Origin of the sequence: Pseudonocardia bannensis (assembly GCF_012911875.1) — a bacterium.
Lineage (GTDB): Bacteria > Actinomycetota > Actinomycetes > Mycobacteriales > Pseudonocardiaceae > Pseudonocardia > Pseudonocardia bannensis.
On sequence record NZ_JAAXKZ010000007.1, the window covers coordinates 55,027 to 70,888 of the forward strand.

Annotated in this window: 16 protein-coding genes; 13 read left to right on the forward strand and 3 right to left on the reverse strand. The window is 72.9% G+C overall.

What is annotated here, in order from left to right; genetic code table 11:
• Window positions 1-3: 3 nt before the first annotated feature.
• The 4 genes from acs to HF519_RS03590 all read left to right on the forward strand — a co-directional run bounded on the left by acs (window position 4) and on the right by HF519_RS03590 (window position 4,193).
• Window positions 4-1,980, forward strand: coding sequence for an acetate--CoA ligase (gene acs / locus HF519_RS03575; RefSeq protein WP_169410167.1), 1,977 nt, complete (start codon window positions 4-6; stop codon window positions 1,978-1,980).
• 76 nt (window positions 1,981-2,056) lie between these two features.
• Window positions 2,057-2,485 (forward strand): alternative ribosome rescue aminoacyl-tRNA hydrolase ArfB, encoded by a 429-nt coding sequence (gene arfB / locus HF519_RS03580; protein ID WP_169410203.1) that lies wholly within the window; start codon window positions 2,057-2,059, stop codon window positions 2,483-2,485.
• A gap of 251 nt (window positions 2,486-2,736) precedes the next feature.
• On the forward strand, window positions 2,737-3,246 hold the full coding sequence (locus HF519_RS03585) for a phage holin family protein (RefSeq protein ID WP_312859872.1): 510 nt from the start codon (window positions 2,737-2,739) through the stop codon (window positions 3,244-3,246).
• 14 nt (window positions 3,247-3,260) lie between these two features.
• A complete protein-coding gene (locus tag HF519_RS03590; RefSeq protein WP_169410169.1) occupies window positions 3,261-4,193 on the forward strand; it encodes an alpha/beta fold hydrolase in 933 nt (310 codons plus the stop codon).
• Between the two features lie 11 nt (window positions 4,194-4,204).
• On the opposite strand, the gene HF519_RS03595 is transcribed toward HF519_RS03590, so the two are convergent.
• Entirely contained in the window at window positions 4,205-5,797 is a 1,593-nt protein-coding gene (locus HF519_RS03595; RefSeq protein ID WP_169410170.1) for a Na+/H+ antiporter, read from the reverse strand.
• A 49-nt stretch (window positions 5,798-5,846) separates the two neighbouring features.
• Here HF519_RS03595 and HF519_RS03600 point away from each other — a divergent pair, with 49 nt between their 5' ends.
• On the forward strand, window positions 5,847-6,119 hold the full coding sequence (locus HF519_RS03600) for a UBP-type zinc finger domain-containing protein (RefSeq protein ID WP_169410171.1): 273 nt from the start codon (window positions 5,847-5,849) through the stop codon (window positions 6,117-6,119).
• Here the strand turns inward: HF519_RS03600 and HF519_RS03605 are convergent.
• Window positions 6,116-7,240: a glycerophosphodiester phosphodiesterase gene (locus tag HF519_RS03605; protein ID WP_169410172.1), complete on the reverse strand. Its 1,125-nt coding sequence runs from the start codon at window positions 7,238-7,240 to the stop codon at window positions 6,116-6,118. The genes HF519_RS03600 and HF519_RS03605 overlap by 4 nt on opposite strands.
• A gap of 122 nt (window positions 7,241-7,362) precedes the next feature.
• Between HF519_RS03605 and purD the strand changes: the two genes are divergently transcribed.
• The 3 genes from purD (at window position 7,363) to HF519_RS03620 (ending at window position 10,332) form a co-directional block, all read left to right on the forward strand.
• A complete protein-coding gene (gene purD, locus HF519_RS03610; RefSeq protein ID WP_169410173.1) occupies window positions 7,363-8,628 on the forward strand; it encodes a phosphoribosylamine--glycine ligase in 1,266 nt (421 codons plus the stop codon).
• 126 nt (window positions 8,629-8,754) lie between these two features.
• Window positions 8,755-9,864, forward strand: coding sequence for a pyridoxal phosphate-dependent aminotransferase (locus HF519_RS03615; protein ID WP_211169498.1), 1,110 nt, complete (start codon window positions 8,755-8,757; stop codon window positions 9,862-9,864).
• 108 nt (window positions 9,865-9,972) lie between these two features.
• On the forward strand, window positions 9,973-10,332 hold the full coding sequence (locus HF519_RS03620) for a potassium channel family protein (protein WP_312859873.1): 360 nt from the start codon (window positions 9,973-9,975) through the stop codon (window positions 10,330-10,332).
• Here HF519_RS03620 and HF519_RS03625 read toward each other — a convergent pair.
• Window positions 10,286-11,416, reverse strand: coding sequence for a threonine aldolase family protein (locus tag HF519_RS03625; protein WP_169410174.1), 1,131 nt, complete (start codon window positions 11,414-11,416; stop codon window positions 10,286-10,288). The genes HF519_RS03620 and HF519_RS03625 overlap by 47 nt on opposite strands.
• A gap of 164 nt (window positions 11,417-11,580) precedes the next feature.
• Between HF519_RS03625 and HF519_RS03630 the strand changes: the two genes are divergently transcribed.
• The 5 genes from HF519_RS03630 to HF519_RS03650 all read left to right on the forward strand — a co-directional run bounded on the left by HF519_RS03630 (window position 11,581) and on the right by HF519_RS03650 (window position 15,806).
• Window positions 11,581-12,096: a SigE family RNA polymerase sigma factor gene (locus HF519_RS03630; protein ID WP_169410175.1), complete on the forward strand. Its 516-nt coding sequence runs from the start codon at window positions 11,581-11,583 to the stop codon at window positions 12,094-12,096.
• Between the two features lie 12 nt (window positions 12,097-12,108).
• Window positions 12,109-12,840: a hypothetical protein gene (locus HF519_RS03635; RefSeq protein ID WP_169410176.1), complete on the forward strand. Its 732-nt coding sequence runs from the start codon at window positions 12,109-12,111 to the stop codon at window positions 12,838-12,840.
• A gap of 75 nt (window positions 12,841-12,915) precedes the next feature.
• Window positions 12,916-13,488, forward strand: coding sequence for a TetR/AcrR family transcriptional regulator (locus HF519_RS03640; protein ID WP_169410177.1), 573 nt, complete (start codon window positions 12,916-12,918; stop codon window positions 13,486-13,488).
• Window positions 13,489-13,542: 54 nt separating this feature from the next.
• Window positions 13,543-14,961 carry an adenylosuccinate lyase gene (purB, locus tag HF519_RS03645; RefSeq protein ID WP_169410178.1) on the forward strand — a complete coding sequence of 473 codons (1,419 nt, stop codon included), beginning with the start codon at window positions 13,543-13,545 and terminating at the stop codon, window positions 14,959-14,961.
• The gene (locus HF519_RS03650) at window positions 14,958-15,806 is read left to right on the forward strand and encodes a phosphoribosylaminoimidazolesuccinocarboxamide synthase (protein WP_169410179.1); all 849 of its coding nucleotides are present in this window, start codon (window positions 14,958-14,960) and stop codon (window positions 15,804-15,806) included. The genes purB and HF519_RS03650 overlap by 4 nt, the downstream gene beginning before the upstream one ends.
• The last annotated feature ends 56 nt before the right edge of the window (window positions 15,807-15,862 follow it).

A 15,862-nucleotide genomic window follows, 5' to 3' on the forward strand; every position in this document is an offset into this window, starting at 1 on the left:
GAAATGGCCGAGTCCGGAGCCACACTGAGCAACCTGTCCACCGAGAGCCGCAGCTTTCCGCCCAGCGAGGAGTTCGCGGCGCAGGCGAACGCGACCGAGGACTGGTACGACCGCGCGGACGGCGACCGGGAGGCGTTCTGGGCGGAGCAGGCCGACCGGCTGAGCTGGGCCCAGAAGTGGGACAAGGTCCTGGAGTGGGACGCGCCGTTCGCCAAGTGGTTCGTCGGCGGCAAGCTCAACGTGGCCTACAACTGCGTCGACCGCCACGTCGAGGCCGGGCACGGGGAGCAGGTCGCGTTCTACTGGGAGGGCGAGCCCGGCGACACCCGCACGATCACCTACGCCGACCTGCAGCGCGAGGTGTCGAAGGCCGCCAACGCGCTCGCGGAGCTGGGAGTGCAGGCCGGGGACCGGGTGGCCATCCAGCTACCGATGATCCCCGAGGCCGTGTTCTCGATGCTGGCCTGCGCCCGACTCGGCGCCCTGCACAGCGTCGTGTTCGGTGGCTTCTCGCCGGGAGCGCTGAAGGCCCGCATCGAGGACGCCGAGGCCAAGGTGCTGATCACCTCGGACGGCCAGTACCGGCGCGGAAAGCCGGTGCCGATGAAGGAGAACACCGACGAGGCGGTCAAGGACACCCCGACCATCGAGCACGTGCTGGTGGTCAAGCGGACCGAGACCGACGTGCCGTGGACCGAGGGCCGCGACATCTGGTGGCACGACCTGGTCGACAGGCAGTCCGAGGAGCACACCCCCGAGGCGTTCGACTCGGAGAACCCGCTGTTCATCCTGTACACCTCGGGCACCACGGGGAAGCCGAAGGGCATCCTGCACACCTCGGGCGGCTTCCTCACCCAGACCGCGTACACGCACAACGCCGTGTTCGACCACAAGCCCGGCGAGAGCGTCTACTGGTGCACGGCCGACATCGGCTGGGTCACCGGGCACAGCTACATCGTCTACGGGCCGCTGGCCAACCGCGCCACCTCGGTGATGTACGAGGGCACCCCGAACACCCCGCACGAGGGTCGGCACTGGGAGATCATCCAGAAGTACGGCGTCTCGATCTACTACACGGCGCCCACGCTGATCCGCACGTTCATGAAGTGGGGCAAGGACATCCCGGAGAAGTACGACCTGTCCTCGCTGCGGGTCCTCGGCACGGTCGGCGAGCCGATCAATCCCGAGGCCTGGATGTGGTATCGGGAGAACATCGGGCACAACAACTGTCCGATCGTCGACACCTGGTGGCAGACCGAGACCGGCGCGATCATGATCGCGCCCCTGCCCGGTGTGAGCGCCACGAAGCCGGGGTCGGCGATGCGGGCGCTGCCCGGGATCGCCGCGACCGTCGTCGACGAGAACGGCACCCCGGTCGGGAACGGCGAGGGTGGCTACCTGGTGCTCGACCAGCCGTGGCCGGCGATGCTGCGGGGCATCTGGGGTGACGAGGAGCGCTACCGGGACACCTACTGGTCGCGGTTCGCCGACCAGGGCTACTACTTCGCCGGTGACGGCGCCAAGTACGACGACGACGGCGCTATGTGGCTGCTCGGCCGGGTCGACGACGTCATGAACGTGTCCGGGCACCGGATCTCCACCACCGAGGTCGAGTCGGCGCTGGTCAGCCACCCGACGGTGGCCGAGGCGGCGGTCGTCGGCGCCTCCGACCCGACCACCGGGCAGGGCATCGTCGCGTTCGTCATCCTGCGCGGCGGGGTGGCGGAGGACGAGGCGAAGGGCGAGGAGGCGATCAAGGCGCTGCGCGACCACGTCTCCAAGGAGATCGGGCCGATCGCCAAGCCCCGCCAGATCATGGTCGTCGACGAGCTGCCCAAGACGCGGTCCGGGAAGATCATGCGCCGGCTGCTGCGCGACGTGGCGGAGAACCGCGAGGTCGGGGACGTCACGACGCTGGCCGACTCCACGGTGATGGACCTGATCTCGTCGGGGATGAAGGACAACAAGTCGGAGGACTGAGACCTGCTCGCACGGCCGAAGCGGCAGTACCGGGACTGACGCAGGGCCCCTCGGGCATCCTGATCGCATGGCCGGGATGCCCGAGGGAGGACTGCGGGTACGCGAATCGCTGGTGCTGCCCGAACGGGAGCTGCACTGGCGGTTCTCGCGTGCGTCCGGGCCGGGCGGCCAGGGCGTCAACACGACCGATTCGCGGGTCGAGCTGTCGTTCGACCTCGCCCGCTCACCGGCCGTTCCGGAGCCGATGCGCGAGCGGGCGCTGAACCGGCTCGCGAACCGGCTCGTCGACGGCGTCCTGACCGTCGTGGCCTCGGAACACCGCAGCCAGCTGCGCAACCGTGACGCCGCGCGCGAGCGACTGGCCGCGACGCTGCGCTCGGCGATGGCCGCCGATCCGCCGAAGCGTCGCCCGACCCGGCCCACAGCGGGGTCCAAACGGCGCCGGCTGGACGCCAAGAGCCGCCGGGGCGCGATCAAGCGGCTGCGCGGGCGACCCGAGGAGTAACCGCGTGCCGCGCTGGCGTGATCCGGTCGCGGTGTCCATGCTGGAGCGACCGGGCCCACCGGCGGACTGCTCATCGTCGAGCTCGGCGTGGGAAGACCGCCGGGGCGAACCCTGCGGGGTGCGGACGCTTCCATCGGGGCGCCCACGTACGGATGACGAACACTCCTGACCGGGCACCCGCCAGGGGGGCGTGGCACGATGGCGCACCGATCATGTCCGAACGCACTCGACGGCACGTAGGAGGGACCGCGGTGGCCAGCCCGACCAGCTCCAGCGGCACGGATGTTCCACCCGTGCTGCCCTCGATCCCGCTCTCGCCCGAACCGACGCACGACCAGTCGATCGGGGCGCTGGTCCGGGACGTGACCACGCACGTCTCGTCGCTGATCCGCTCCGAGGTGGAGCTGGCCAAGGCCGAGGTCACCTCCGAGGTGAAGAAGGGGGTGCAGGGCAGCGTCTTCTTCGTCATCGCGCTGGTGGTGCTGCTGTTCAGCCTGTTCTTCTTCTTCTTCGCGCTCGCCGAGCTGCTGAACTACTTCGGGCTGGCCAGACCTGCCGCGTTCGGGATCGTGTTCGGGCTCATGGTGCTGGTGGCCGCGTTGTTCGGCTTCCTCGGCTACCGACGGGTCCGCAAGATCCGCAAGCCCGAGCGGACGATCACCAGCCTCAAGGAGACCGCGGAGGTCCTCAGCAGCCGCGGTCGTCACGACGGTCAGGAGCCCGCCGAGCTGAACGGCAGACACGCCGCCCCCGCCAGCTGAGCCGGCGCGGGAAGGTGGGGAGGCGGGGGGGACCCGACCCGTCGACGGTCCGGCTACCGGGGCCGTGGACGCACCGCGCGGTGTCGGCCAACGGCATCCGGCTGCACGTCGCGGAGTGCGGGGAAGGACCGCTCGTCGTCCTGCTGCACGGGTTCCCCGAGTTCTGGTGGTCCTGGCGTCATCAGCTGACCGGACTCGCCGAGGCCGGGTACCGGGCGGTTGCGGTCGACCTGCGGGGCTACGGCGACTCGGACAAGCCGCCGCGCGGCTACGACCTGTGGACCCTCGCCGGTGACGTCGCAGGGCTCATCCGGGCGCTGGGTGAGTCCGAGGCCCGGGTCGTCGGCCACGACTGGGGCGGCCTGATCGGCTGGACGGTGGCCGCCCTGCATCCCCGCCTGGTGCACTCGCTGACGGCCGTGGCCGCGCCGCACCCGCTCGCCGTCCGCGCGGCCATCGCACGTGATCCGCGCGGACAGGGACGCGCCACCACGAGCTACGCCCTGGGCTTCCAGCTGCCCCGCTGGCCCGAGCGCTCGCTGCGGGCCGACGGCGGGGCCCGGGTGGAGCGGATCATGCGCCGCTGGTCCGGGCCGGCATGGGCGGCGTCCGACGATTTCGCGCGGGCCGCGGCGCACAATCGACGGGCGATCCAGATCCCGGCGGTGGCGCACTGCGCGATGGAGTACTACCGGTGGGCGTTGCGCTCACAGCTGCGTGCGGAGGGCCGCCGGTTCGCGGCCGCGGTGGCCCGCCCGACCGGGATGCCCGTTCTGCAGGTGCACGGCGCGGCCGACCCGTGCCTGCTCGAGCGGACCGCTCGCACCTCGCAGCGGTGGACCGGAGCCGGGTTCGATCACCGCGTGCTGCCCGGGATCGGGCACTTCCCGCACCAGGAGGCTCCCGCCGAGACCACGGCCCTGATCCGGGAGTTCATGACGAGCTGACCCGGCGCTGCTCAGCCCGTGTCCTCGACGTCCTCGTCCTCGACCAGCATCGCCTCCTCGAAGTCCAGGCGGCGCAGGGCCCGCCGGAGCACCTCGTCGTCGATCCGGCCCTCGCTGCGGAGCCGCACGAGGACCTCCCGCTCGGCCGCGAGCATCTCCCGGCGCAGCCGCCGCCACGCGGCGCTCGGGCTCTCCCCGGCCAGCTCGTCGGGCCGTCCGAGCTGCTCCCAGACGCTGTTGGCCTGCAACTCCGCGAAGTGACGGAGCTTCTCGGCGATGTGCCGGGTCGTGGAGTCCGGCGGTTCGGTCGCGACCAGTTCGTCGAGCCGGCGGATGCCGGCCTGCGCCGCCGCGTACAGCGACTCGGCCTCGGCGAGCAGTTCCTGGTACTCCTCCTCGGGCCCGACCTTGAGCCTGCGCATCACGAACGGCAGCGTCAGGCCGTGCAGCAGCAGCGTCGCCACCGTGACGAAGAACGCCAGAAAGACGAGCCGCTCGCGCTGGGGGACCTCCGGTGGGATCGCGAACGCTGCGGCCACGGTCACGACGCCGCGCATCCCGGCCCAGGAGATGACCGCCGGCATCTGCCAGGGCGGTGTGGGATCCCGCTCGCGCGCTCCCCGGAACAGCACCCGGGGCAGGTAGGTGATGGGGAAGACCCACACCGGCCGGGCCAGCACCGTGGCGAGCGTCACCAGGACCGCGTCGAACAGCAGCGGCCCGATCGCGCCGATCTGCTCGAGCACCGCGGTCAGTTGCAGGCCGATGAGGGCGAACACGACCGACTCGAGGATGGTGTCGCTGGCGCGCCACACGGCCTCATCCTGGATCCGGGTGGCGAAGCCGCACTCCGGCGCGTGGTAGCCCAGGTACAACCCGGCGATCACGACCGCGAGCAGCCCGGAGGTGTGCGCCTGTTCGGCGATCAGGTAGACGCTGAACGGCACGACGAGACCGAACGCGCTCTCCAGGTGCGGGTCGTTGAGCCGCATCCGGATCCGGTGCACCAGCCAGCCGACGACCAGGCCGGTCGAGATCCCACCGGCCGTCGACCAGGCCAGCATCCAGGCCGCGTCGAGGACCGTCACCCCGGCGCCGACGGCGGCCGCGACGAACACCCGGAACAGGGTCAGCGCGGTGGCGTCGTTGAGCAGGCTCTCGCCGCCGAGAATGGTCATGATGCGCTTGGGCAGCCCCAGCCTGCGGCCGACGCCGAGCGCGGCCACCGCGTCCGGTGGCGCGACCACGGCACCGAGCACCAGGGCCGCCGGCAACGACAGTCCGGGGATGATGCGCCAGGCGACCAGGCCGACCACCACGGCGGTGAACGCCACCAGGCCCACCGCGAGCAGCGAGATCGGCCGGATGTTGCGGCGGATGCCGAGGTAGGACGACTGCAGTGCCGCCGAGTACAGCAGGGGCGTGAGCCCCAGCAGCAGCACCGCCTCCGGATCGAACTCGATCTCGGTGACGCCGGGCAGGAACGACGCCGCGAGGCCGACGACCACCAGCACCAGTGGTGCGTTCATCCCGAGTGGACGGCAGATCGCCTGGACGGCGAGTGAGCCGACGACGAGCGCCAGGGTGATTACTTCGGTGTGCACGTGGCACCCGTGTGTCCCGCGGCGGTCACGAGGCGGAGGATGACCCGAAATGAGCTGCGTACACACCGTGGCGTGCGACGCACCCGACTGGACTGAGCCGGCACCCGACAGTCCTTCCGGCTGTGCGGATTGCGAGGCCCTGGGTGCCCGTGTGTGGGCGCACCTTCGGCTGTGCCTGACCTGCGGGCACGTGGCGTGCTGCGACTCCAGCCCGTACCGGCATGCCACCGGGCACTTCCGGAGCACCCAGCACCCGGTGATCCGGTCCTACGAGCCCGGGCCCTCCTGGCGCTGGTGCTACGTCGACGAGCAGATCGTCTAGCCCACCGGATCCAGCAGTGCCGCGCGGGCCGCGACCGCGGTGTCCGGGCTGTCGGTGAACACACCGTCGACACCGGCCCGCAGGAACGCCTCGTACTCGGCGAACGCGTCGCCGTAGTCGGCCTCTCCCCCGTGGGAGCGGAACTGGGCGGGCAGGAACCGGTTCTCGTTGCGGAACGTGTAGGGGTGCACGAGCAGCCCCACCGCGTGCGCGTCGGTGACCAGCGCGGTGGGCTCGCCGAGCGCCTCGGATGCATCCCGGCCGATCACGAGGTCCTTGTCCGGGCCGATGCCGTCGGCGTAGGTCGCGATGTCGGCGAGGCCCTGCGGTGTGACCAGATCGGCGTAGCCGCGCGGGTCCCCGGCCGCGGCCAGGTCGGCGGGTGCCCCGGTCGCCTGCATGAGCTGGATCAGCCCGACCTTCAGCTGCCCGCGCAGCGCCCGCAGGTTCTGCGTCTCGAAGGACTGCACGAACACCGGGGCGTCCGGCCGGTTCAGCCCGGCCCGCTCGATCGCCGCGACGAGCGCGGGTTCCAGCGGTCGTCCGATGGAGGCGAAGTAGCTCGGGCTCTTGGTCTCCGGGTAGACCCCGATCTCCCGGCCGAGCTCGTCGGACAGGCGCTCCCGCAGCGCGAGCACTTCGTCGAAGGTCGGCACCCGGTAGCGGCCGTCGTAGATGGTGTTCTCCTGGCGGATCTCGGGGATCCGCTCCGTCGCACGCAGTGTGCGCAGCTCGGCGAGGGTGAAGTCCTCCGCGAACCAGCCGTCGTGGGCGACCCCGTCGATCGTCTTGGTGGTGCGGCGTTCGGCGAACTCGGGGCGCGCCGCGACGTCGGTCGTGCCCCCGATCTCCGGCTCGTGCCGGGCCACCAGCACCCCGTCGGACGTGGTCACGAGGTCGGGCTCGATGAAGTCGGCGCCCATCCGGGCGGCCAGCTCGTACGCGGCGAGAGTGTGCTCGGGTCGGTAGCCGGAGGCGCCCCGATGCCCGATCACCACGGGCGCCGCCGCGGGCCTGCCGGCGCGGCCGGGGGCCCGGGCGAAGGTCCCTGCGGGCGGTGCGGAAACGAGGGCCAGGGTGGTCAGGGCGGCGGCGACGAGTCCTCTCAGCGGGGACGGCATGCCGACCACCCTGACCGGCGTTGCCGTCAGGAGATCCACCGGGGGGCATCGGGACGGTGTCGCCGGGGTGAACGCCGAGGCGGTGGTGAGCGCCGCGGGCCGAGGATCTACGCTGGCCGACCGTGCGCGTCCTGGTCGTCGGATCCGGTGCTCGTGAGCACGCCATCGTCCTCGCCCTGGCGCAGGACCCCGGGGTGACCGCGCTGTCCTGCGCGCCCGGAAACGCGGGAACAGCCGCGGTCGCGGAGCAACGCGGCCTCGATGTGCGGGACCCGAAGGCGGTGGCGGCCCTGGCCACCGACTGGAAGGCCGATCTCGTGGTGATCGGCCCCGAGGTGCCGCTCGTCGCCGGGGTCGCCGACGCCGTGCGGGCTGCCGGGATCGCCTGCTTCGGCCCGAGCGCGGCGGCGGCCCGCATCGAGGGGTCCAAGACCTTCGCCAAGGACGTCATGACCGCCGCCGGCGTGCCGACGGCCACTGCCGAGACCGTGGACAACCCCGCGCACCTGGACGCGGTGCTGTCCCGGTTCGCGCCGCCCTACGTCGTGAAGGACGACGGGCTGGCCGCGGGCAAGGGCGTCGTCGTCAGCCCCGATCTCGAGGTGGCCCGGGCGCACGCGCTGCACCTGCTCGACGACGGCCATCCGGTGCTGCTGGAGTCGTTCCTCGACGGTCCGGAGGCCTCGCTGTTCTGCCTGGTCGACGGGCGGACGGTGGTCCCGCTGCTGCCCGCGCAGGACTTCAAGCGGGTCGGCGACGACGACTCCGGGCCCAACACCGGCGGGATGGGTGCCTACGCGCCGCTGCCGTGGTCGGACCCGGGGCTGGTCGACGACCTGGTCGCGCGCGTCGTGCAGCCGGTGGTGGACGAGATGGCCCGCCGTGGCACCCCGTTCACCGGGTTGCTCTACGCCGGGCTCGCCCTGACCTCGGACGGCCCCTCGGTGATCGAGTTCAACTGCCGTTTCGGCGACCCCGAGACCCAGGTCGTGCTGGCGCTGCTGCGCACGCCGCTGGCGGGGCTGTTGCACGCGGCCGCGACCGGGACACTCGACGAGGTGCCGCCGCTGGAGTGGTCCGACGGCGCGGCGGTGACGGTGGTCGTGGCGGCCGAGGGGTACCCGGGCACGCCGCGACTGGGTGATGTGATCACCGGGGCGGAGGCCGACGGTGTGCTCCACGCGGGCACCCGGCGGCGCGACGACGGCGCGGTGGTGTCGGCGGGCGGCCGGGTGCTGTCCGTGGTGGGCACCGGCGCGGACCTCGACGCCGCCCGAGAGGACGCCTATCGCCGTCTCGCCGGGGTGCACCTGGCCGGCTCGCACCACCGCACGGACATCGCGCTGCGCGCCGCGCGCGGCGAGGTGGCGGTGCCGGACAAGGGCTGACAGCGCCGGGACCACGCCCACGGCGCCCGAATGCCCAATGTTTAGGCTCCACCTGTGACCGGACCTGCAACGCCCACCTCACGGCTGACCGTCGCCCAGCGCGCCGACATCCCTCCGTTCCACGTGATGGACGTCTGGGCGGCGGCGGGGGAGCGCCAGCGCACCCACGGAGACCTGATCAACCTCTCGGCCGGCCAGCCGTCCACCCCGGCCCCGGCGGCGGTCCGCGCCGCGGCCGCCTTGGCGCTCGACGGCGAGGTGCTGGGCTACACCGTCGCGCTGGGCATTCCCCCGCTGCGGGCGGAGATCGCCGGGCACTACGGGCGGACCTACGGTCTCGACGTCGATCCCGACCAGGTCGTGGTCACCACCGGTTCGTCGGGCGGGTTCCTGCTCGCCTTCCTCTCCGCGTTCGACGCCGGTGACCGGGTGGCGATGGCCCGGCCCGGCTACCCCTGCTACCGCAACATCCTCTCGGCGCTGGGCTGTGAGGTCGTCGAGCTGCCGTGTGGCTCGGAGACCCGGTTCCAGCCGACGGTCGCGATGCTCGAGGCGCTGGACCAGCCGGTGAAGGGGCTCGTGGTCGCGAGCCCGGCCAACCCCACCGGCACGGTGCTCGACCCGGCCGAGCTGGCGGCACTCGCGTCGTACTGCGAGGTCAACGGCATCCAGCTGATCAGCGACGAGATCTACCACGGCATCTCCTACCCGGGTTCGCCCGCGACCACGAGCGCGTGGGAGACCTCGCGCGAGGCGATCATCGTCAACTCCTTCTCCAAGTACTTCTCGATGACGGGCTGGCGGCTGGGTTGGCTGCTGGTGCCGCCGCGGCTGCTGCGGGCCGTGGACCGTCTGACCGGCAACTTCACGGTCTGCCCGCCGGCGTTGCCCCAGTACGCCGCGCTGGGCGCGTTCACCCCGGACAGCTACACCGAGGCGGACGGGCACGTGGTCCGCTACGGCGTCAACCGGGCGCTGCTGCTCGAGGGACTGCCGCGGCTGGGCATCGACCGGCTGGCGCCCGCCGACGGCGCGTTCTACGTCTACGCCGACGTCTCGCACCTGACCGACGACTCCATGGCGTGGACCTACCGCCTGCTCGCCGAGGCCGGGATCGCGGTGGCACCGGGGATCGACTTCGACCCCGTCGACGGCGGCCGCTTCATCCGCTTCTCCTGCGCCGGCGCGACCGAGGACATCGCGGATGCCCTCAAACGCCTCGAATCCTGGCTCTGAGCGGACAACACTGTTCTGGGCGCTGGCGGCGCTCACGACCCAGCTGCGCGGCGATTTTCGCGGCCGCGTCGCGGTCTACGTGGTCGGCACCGTGGGCTGGTCGGCTTCGTGGTGTCGCTGGCCGTGCTGGACGCGCCGGACTCCTCGATCACCACGTTCGGCGAGGCCGTCTGGCGGATGCTGACCACGATCTCCACCGTCGGTTACGGCGACCGGTACCCGACGACGTTCGAGGGCCGGGTCGTCGCCGCGACGCTGATGGTGGCCGGGATCGCGCTGCTCGGCGTGGTGACCGCGTCGATCGCGAGCTGGTTCGTCGAGAACCTGAGGCGGGCGTCCGCGCAGGTCTCCGAGGAGGTGGAGGACACCGCCGAACAGGCCTACGCGCAGTTGGCCGAGGTCCTGGCCGAGCTACGCGCGGTCACCGTCCGGCTGGACGCGCTGGAGCGCGACCGGCGCCCCTCCTGAGCGGGTGGGGCCCGCCCGGCCGGGTGCCGGCGGCGGGCTCGATCGGGCCGATACGGTCCAGGGCCGCGGTGATGTCGGCGTCGGAGAGGTCGGCGTGGGTCATCAGCCGCACCTTCCCGGACATGGCCGACGCCCGCACGCCGGCCTCGTCGAAGCGGCGCAGCGTGCCGGGGAGGTCGACCACCGTGACGAGCACGATGTTGGTCTGCGGGGCCTGCACCTGCCAGCCGCGCTCGTGCAGCCCGTCGGCCAGCCGGGTGGCCCGGGCGTGGTCCTCGGCGAGCCGGTCGATCCGGTCCAGGGCGACCAGCCCGGCTGCGGCCAGCACACCGCCCTGCCTCACCCCGCCGCCCAGCATCTTGCGCAGCCGGCGGGCCTCGGTGGTGAACTCGACCGAACCCGCGACGACCGACCCGACCGGGGCGCCGAGGCCCTTGCTCAGGCAGACCTGGACGGTGTCGGCGCCGACGGTCAGCGCCGCCGGCGGCACCCCGAGCGCCACCGCGGCGTGCCAGATCCGGGCCCCGTCGAGGTGCACGGCGAGCCCGGCCGCGCGGGCCGCGGCCGCGACGGCGGCGTGCTCCTCGGGCGCGGTGACGGCCCCGCCCGCGGCGTTGTGGGTGTTCTCCAGGCACAGCAGTGTGGTGCGCAGCGTGTAGTACGGCCCGGCCGTGCCCGCGGCCCGGCGCACCGCATCGGGGGAGACCTTGCCCGGCCCGGCGTCGTGCTCCAGCGCCCGCGGCATGCCCCCGGCCAGCCAGGCGGCGGTGCCGAGCTCGGCGTCGAGGACGTGTGCGCCGGCCGGGGCGAGGAAGGTGTCCCCGCGCGACAGGTGGGCCATCAGCGCGACGAGGTTGCCCATCGAGCCGCTCGGCGTCCACATCGCGTCGGCCGCCCCGAGCAGCCCGGCCACCCGGACCTCGAGCTCGCGCATCGTCGGGTCGCGGTCGAGGACGTCGTCACCCACCTCGGCCGCGGCCATCGCCGCGCGCATCTGCTTGGTCGGGACGGTGACGGTGTCCGAGCGGAGGTCGATCGGCTCGGCACCGGCCTTGGGGCGGCGGGTTCGCGTCGGGGGCCTCACAAGGGCGGATTCAATCAGCCGGCGACGGAGAGGTCGCCCGTGGGTCACGAAAAGGTCACGACGTTCGGCCGTCCGGGGGATGTCCGGCCCGCCGTGCAACCGTGGGCGGTGGTCGACCCGTCCGCTGCGTGACGAGGCCGCCGCTGTCACCGAGGGGAGGTGCGGTGGACGAGACCGCCGAGCGCGAGTTCGCGGACTACTTCCGGGCCCGGCAGGACGCCGTGCGGCGCATGGCGTTCCTGCTCTGCGGGGACTGGCACCGGGCCGACGACCACGCCCAGTCCGCGTTCGTGGCGTTGCACCGGCACTGGCGACGGATCCGGGACCGCGGCGCGCTGGACGCCTGGGTGCGACGCACGCTGGTCAGCGCGGTGGTCGACGAGTCGCGCCGGCCGTGGCGTCGCGAGCGCGCGACCGATGCGTTGCCACCGTCGCCCGTCTCCGCCGACGGCGCCGATGCCGTCGCGACCCGGCAGACCCTGGTGGACGGGCTGCGGGCCGTGCCGCCCAGGCAGCGGGCGGTGCTGGTGCTGCGGTACCTGGAGGGGCTGGACGTGGCCGGCACCGCCTCGGCACTCGGGTGCTCGACGGGGACGGTCAAGAGCCAGACCGCGCACGGGCTGGCCACCCTGCGCGCGGTACTCGGGGACACCCTGGATGATCTACGGCCGACGGGCTGAGGAGGTGCGGGCATGAGCGACGGGATCGACGACGGAACCGACGACGGGCGGTTGACGGCGATGTTCCGCGCCGCCGCCTCCGAAGCGGCGGCGGGCGCGCCGGCACCGGGCTTCGACCACGCCGGGGTGGTGGCGGCGTCGCGGCGGGCCACGGCACGGCGGCGGTCGGCGGTCGCCGGTGGTGTCCTGACGGTGCTGGTCGTCGCCGGGGTCGGAGTCGCGGCGGCGGCGCCGTCCAGGACGAGTACGGCCGACACCTCGGCGGCCGCCGGCAGCGCGGTCGCCGCCCCGGAGGCCGGAGCGGCGCCCGCGCCGCTGAGCGCGCCGGCGCCGGCCCTGGGCCCCGGGAGGTCCGGGCCGGCCGCCCCGCTCGGACCCGCCGATCCCGACGCCTGCGTGAACAAGCAGGACCCCGCGCTGCGGGCCCTGCTGAACGCGGCCCTGCCCGAGGTGCACGACGCCGTCGAGGCGCCGACGACGATGGAGTGCCGGCCCGGCGGTGGCCGCGAGGTCCACCTGGACGTCGCCGACGGTGCGGCCACCGGACTGCTGAGCGTCGTCTACAGCGCACCCGGGGCCCCGGCTCCGGAGCAGGGGCTGCCCGTCGGCTGGGTACGGGCCGGGGCGCCCACCGCGTCGGGCGGGTTCGTCTCGGTCACCACGCGGGCCGCCGCGGACTCCGGTGCGGTGCCGTTCGCGGACCGGGTCGACGCGGTGGTGGCCGAGTTGGCCCCTCGGCTGTAGAGATCGCCGAACCCGGAGATCCAGCACGCAGACCCCGGGTGCGCGATGCCCGGACCGGCGCGGCAGCCTGACCCGATGGGCACCGTGAAGGGGGAGCGCCGCCGACAGGCACTGGCCGTGGCGGCCGCCGACCTGCTCCGTTCCGGAGGGTTCGACGCCGTCCGTCACCGCGCCGTCGCCGAGCGAGCCGGGCTCCCGCTCGCGTCGACGACCTACTACTTCGCCTCCCTGGACGACCTGGTGACCGCGGCGGTGGAAATCACCGGCCGGGAGGAGCTGGCCGAAGGTCGCGCGCAGCTCGACCGGCTGTCCGGCCGGCCGGAGGACAGCTCGGCGCTGGTGGAGCTGGTGCTCGACCAGCTGCTCGGCCCGGAGTCGCGCGACGGCGGGCTGGACGCGGTGCTGCTGCGCTACGAGCGGCTCGTCGGGGCCGGCCGGCGGCCCTACCTGGCGCCGCTGATGCGCGAGCTGCGCGGTGAGTTGGACACCCTCCTGACCGAGGTGCTGGGCCGCGCCGGGCGTACGCCGGACCCGGCCGAGCTGCGCCGGCTGGTCTCGCTCGTCGACGGAACCGTGATCAGCGCGCTGATCGAGGCCGATCCGGACCCGCGGGCGGCCGCCCGCGCCGAGCTGCTCCGGAGCCTGTGAGCAGCGCTGCACCGATTACCGCTCGGGTTCCCCCGGTACGTAGGCTGACCAGACGTGATCCCCAATGTGCTGGCCGCCCGCTACGCGAGCCCGGAGCTGGTCCGGCTCTGGTCGCCCGAGTACAAGATCGTCCTGGAGCGCCGGCTCTGGATCGCGGTGCTCCGCGCACAGCGTGACCTCGGTGTGGACGTCCCGGAGCAGGCCATCGCCGACTACGAGCGCGTCGTCGAGCAGGTCGACCTGGAGTCCATCGCCGCCCGCGAGCGCGTCACCCGGCACGACGTCAAGGCCCGCATCGAGGAGTTCAACGCCCTCGCCGGTCACGAGCACGTGCACAAGGGCCTGACCAGCCGCGACCTCACCGAGAACGTCGAGCAGCTGCAGATCCGGCTGTCGCTGGAGCACGTCCGCGACCGCACCGTCGCGATCCTGGCCCGGCTCGCCCGTCGCGCCGCCGAGTACGGCGAGCTCGTGATGGCCGGCCGCAGCCACAACGTCGCCGCCCAGGCCACCACGCTGGGCAAGCGCTTCGCGTCCGCCGCCGACGAGCTGCTCGTCGGCTACGCCCGGCTCGAGGACCTGCGTACCCGCTACCCGCTGCGCGGTATCAAGGGCCCGGTCGGTACCGCGCAGGACATGCTCGACCTGCTCGGCGGGGACGCGGACAAGCTCGCGGCCCTGGAGACGCGCGTGGCCGAGCACCTGGGCTTCGCCGCCACGTTCACCAGCGTCGGCCAGGTCTACCCGCGCTCGCTGGACCACGACGTGCTCTCGGCGCTGCTGCAACTCGCCGCGGCGCCGTCCTCGCTCGCGACCACCATCCGGCTGATGGCGGGCGCCGAGCTCGCCACCGAGGGCTTCCAGCCCGGCCAGGTCGGTTCGTCGGCGATGCCGCACAAGATGAACACCCGCTCCGCGGAGCGCATCAACGGGATGATGGTGCTGCTGCGCGGCTACGCCGGGATGGCCGCCGAGCTGGCCGGTGCGCAGTGGAACGAGGGCGACGTGTTCTGCTCGGTCGTCCGCCGGGTCGCGCTGCCGGACGCGTTCTTCGCCCTCGACGGGCTGTTCGAGACCACCCTGACCGTTCTCGACGAGTTCGGCGCCTACCCCGCGGTGATCGCGCGCGAGCTCGACCGCTACCTGCCGTTCCTCGCCACCACCGCCGTGCTGATGGCCGCCGTGCGCGCCGGTGTGGGCCGGGAAACCGCGCACGAGGTGATCAAGGAGCACGCCGTAGGCGTCGCGCTGGCCATGCGGGAGAAGGGCCAGACCGAGAACGACCTGATCGCCCGCCTCGTAGGCGACGAGCGGCTCGGGCTCCCGGCCGGGCTGCTCGACGGGCTGCTGGCCGATCCGCTGTCCTTCACCGGCGCGGCGACCGCGCAGGTCGCGGCCGTCGTCGGGCGGGTCCAGGAGATCGTCGAGGCCCACCCCGAGGCCGCCGCCTACACCCCCGGAGCCATCCTGTGAAGCTGCTGCACTCGGGCAAGGTTCGCGACATCTACCTCGACGACTCCCGCGACCCGGCCGACCTGCTCCTCGTCGCGTCCGACCGGATCTCGGTCTACGACGTCGTGCTCCCCACGCCGGTGCCGGACAAGGGCGCGATCCTCACCTCGCTGTCGCTGTGGTGGTTCGACCGGCTCGCCGACCTGGTTCCCCACCACGTCGTCTCCGCGACCGACGTGCCCGCCGAGTTCGCCGGCCGGGCGATCCGCTGCCGGCACCTCGACATGCTGCCGGTCGAGTGCATCGCGCGTGGCTACCTCACCGGGCTGGGCCTGAAGGAGTACCAGAAGCAGGGCACCGTCTCCGGGGTCGAGCTGCCGGACGGGCTGGTCGAGGGCTCGAAGCTGCCCGAGCCGATCTTCACGCCGACCACGAAGGCGCCGGTCGGCGAGCACGACGAGTTCATGACCTTCGACGAGGTGGTGGCCGCGGTCGGTGCGGACACCGCCACCCGGCTGCGCGAGCTCACCCTCGACGTCTACCGGCGCGGCGCCGAGACCGCGGCGGCCAACGGGATCATCGTCGCGGACACCAAGCTGGAGTTCGGCCGAGATCCGGGCGGCGAGATCGTGCTGGCCGACGAGGTGCTGACCCCGGACTCGTCGCGGTTCTGGCCGGCCGACCAGTGGGAGCCCGGCCGTCCGCAGTTCTCCTTCGACAAGCAGTTCGTGCGCGACTGGTCGGCCACGCTCGACTGGGACCGCACCGCGCCGGGCCCCGAGGTGCCCGACGAGATCGTGGCCGCCACCCGGAGCCGCTACGTCGAGGTCTACGAGAAGATCACCGGATCCCGCTGGGGCTCGTGAGCGGCCAACGCTGTTCGGACGGCGTTACCCGCTCACGGCCGCGCGGCGCAATGCGG

Excerpts from the sequence above, each read along its gene's own strand:
- acs (WP_169410167.1), top strand. The coding sequence starts at position 4 with ATGGCCGAGTCCGGAGCCACACTGAGCAACCTGTCCACCGAGAGCCGC.
- arfB (WP_169410203.1), top strand. The coding sequence starts at position 2,057 with ATGCCCGAGGGAGGACTGCGGGTACGCGAATCGCTGGTGCTGCCCGAA.
- HF519_RS03600 (WP_169410171.1), top strand. The coding sequence starts at position 5,847 with ATGAGCTGCGTACACACCGTGGCGTGCGACGCACCCGACTGGACTGAG.
- HF519_RS03605 (WP_169410172.1), bottom strand. The coding sequence starts at position 7,240 with ATGCCGTCCCCGCTGAGAGGACTCGTCGCCGCCGCCCTGACCACCCTG.
- HF519_RS03615 (WP_211169498.1), top strand. The coding sequence starts at position 8,755 with ATGGACGTCTGGGCGGCGGCGGGGGAGCGCCAGCGCACCCACGGAGAC.
- HF519_RS03635 (WP_169410176.1), top strand. The coding sequence starts at position 12,109 with ATGAGCGACGGGATCGACGACGGAACCGACGACGGGCGGTTGACGGCG.
- HF519_RS03640 (WP_169410177.1), top strand. The coding sequence starts at position 12,916 with ATGGGCACCGTGAAGGGGGAGCGCCGCCGACAGGCACTGGCCGTGGCG.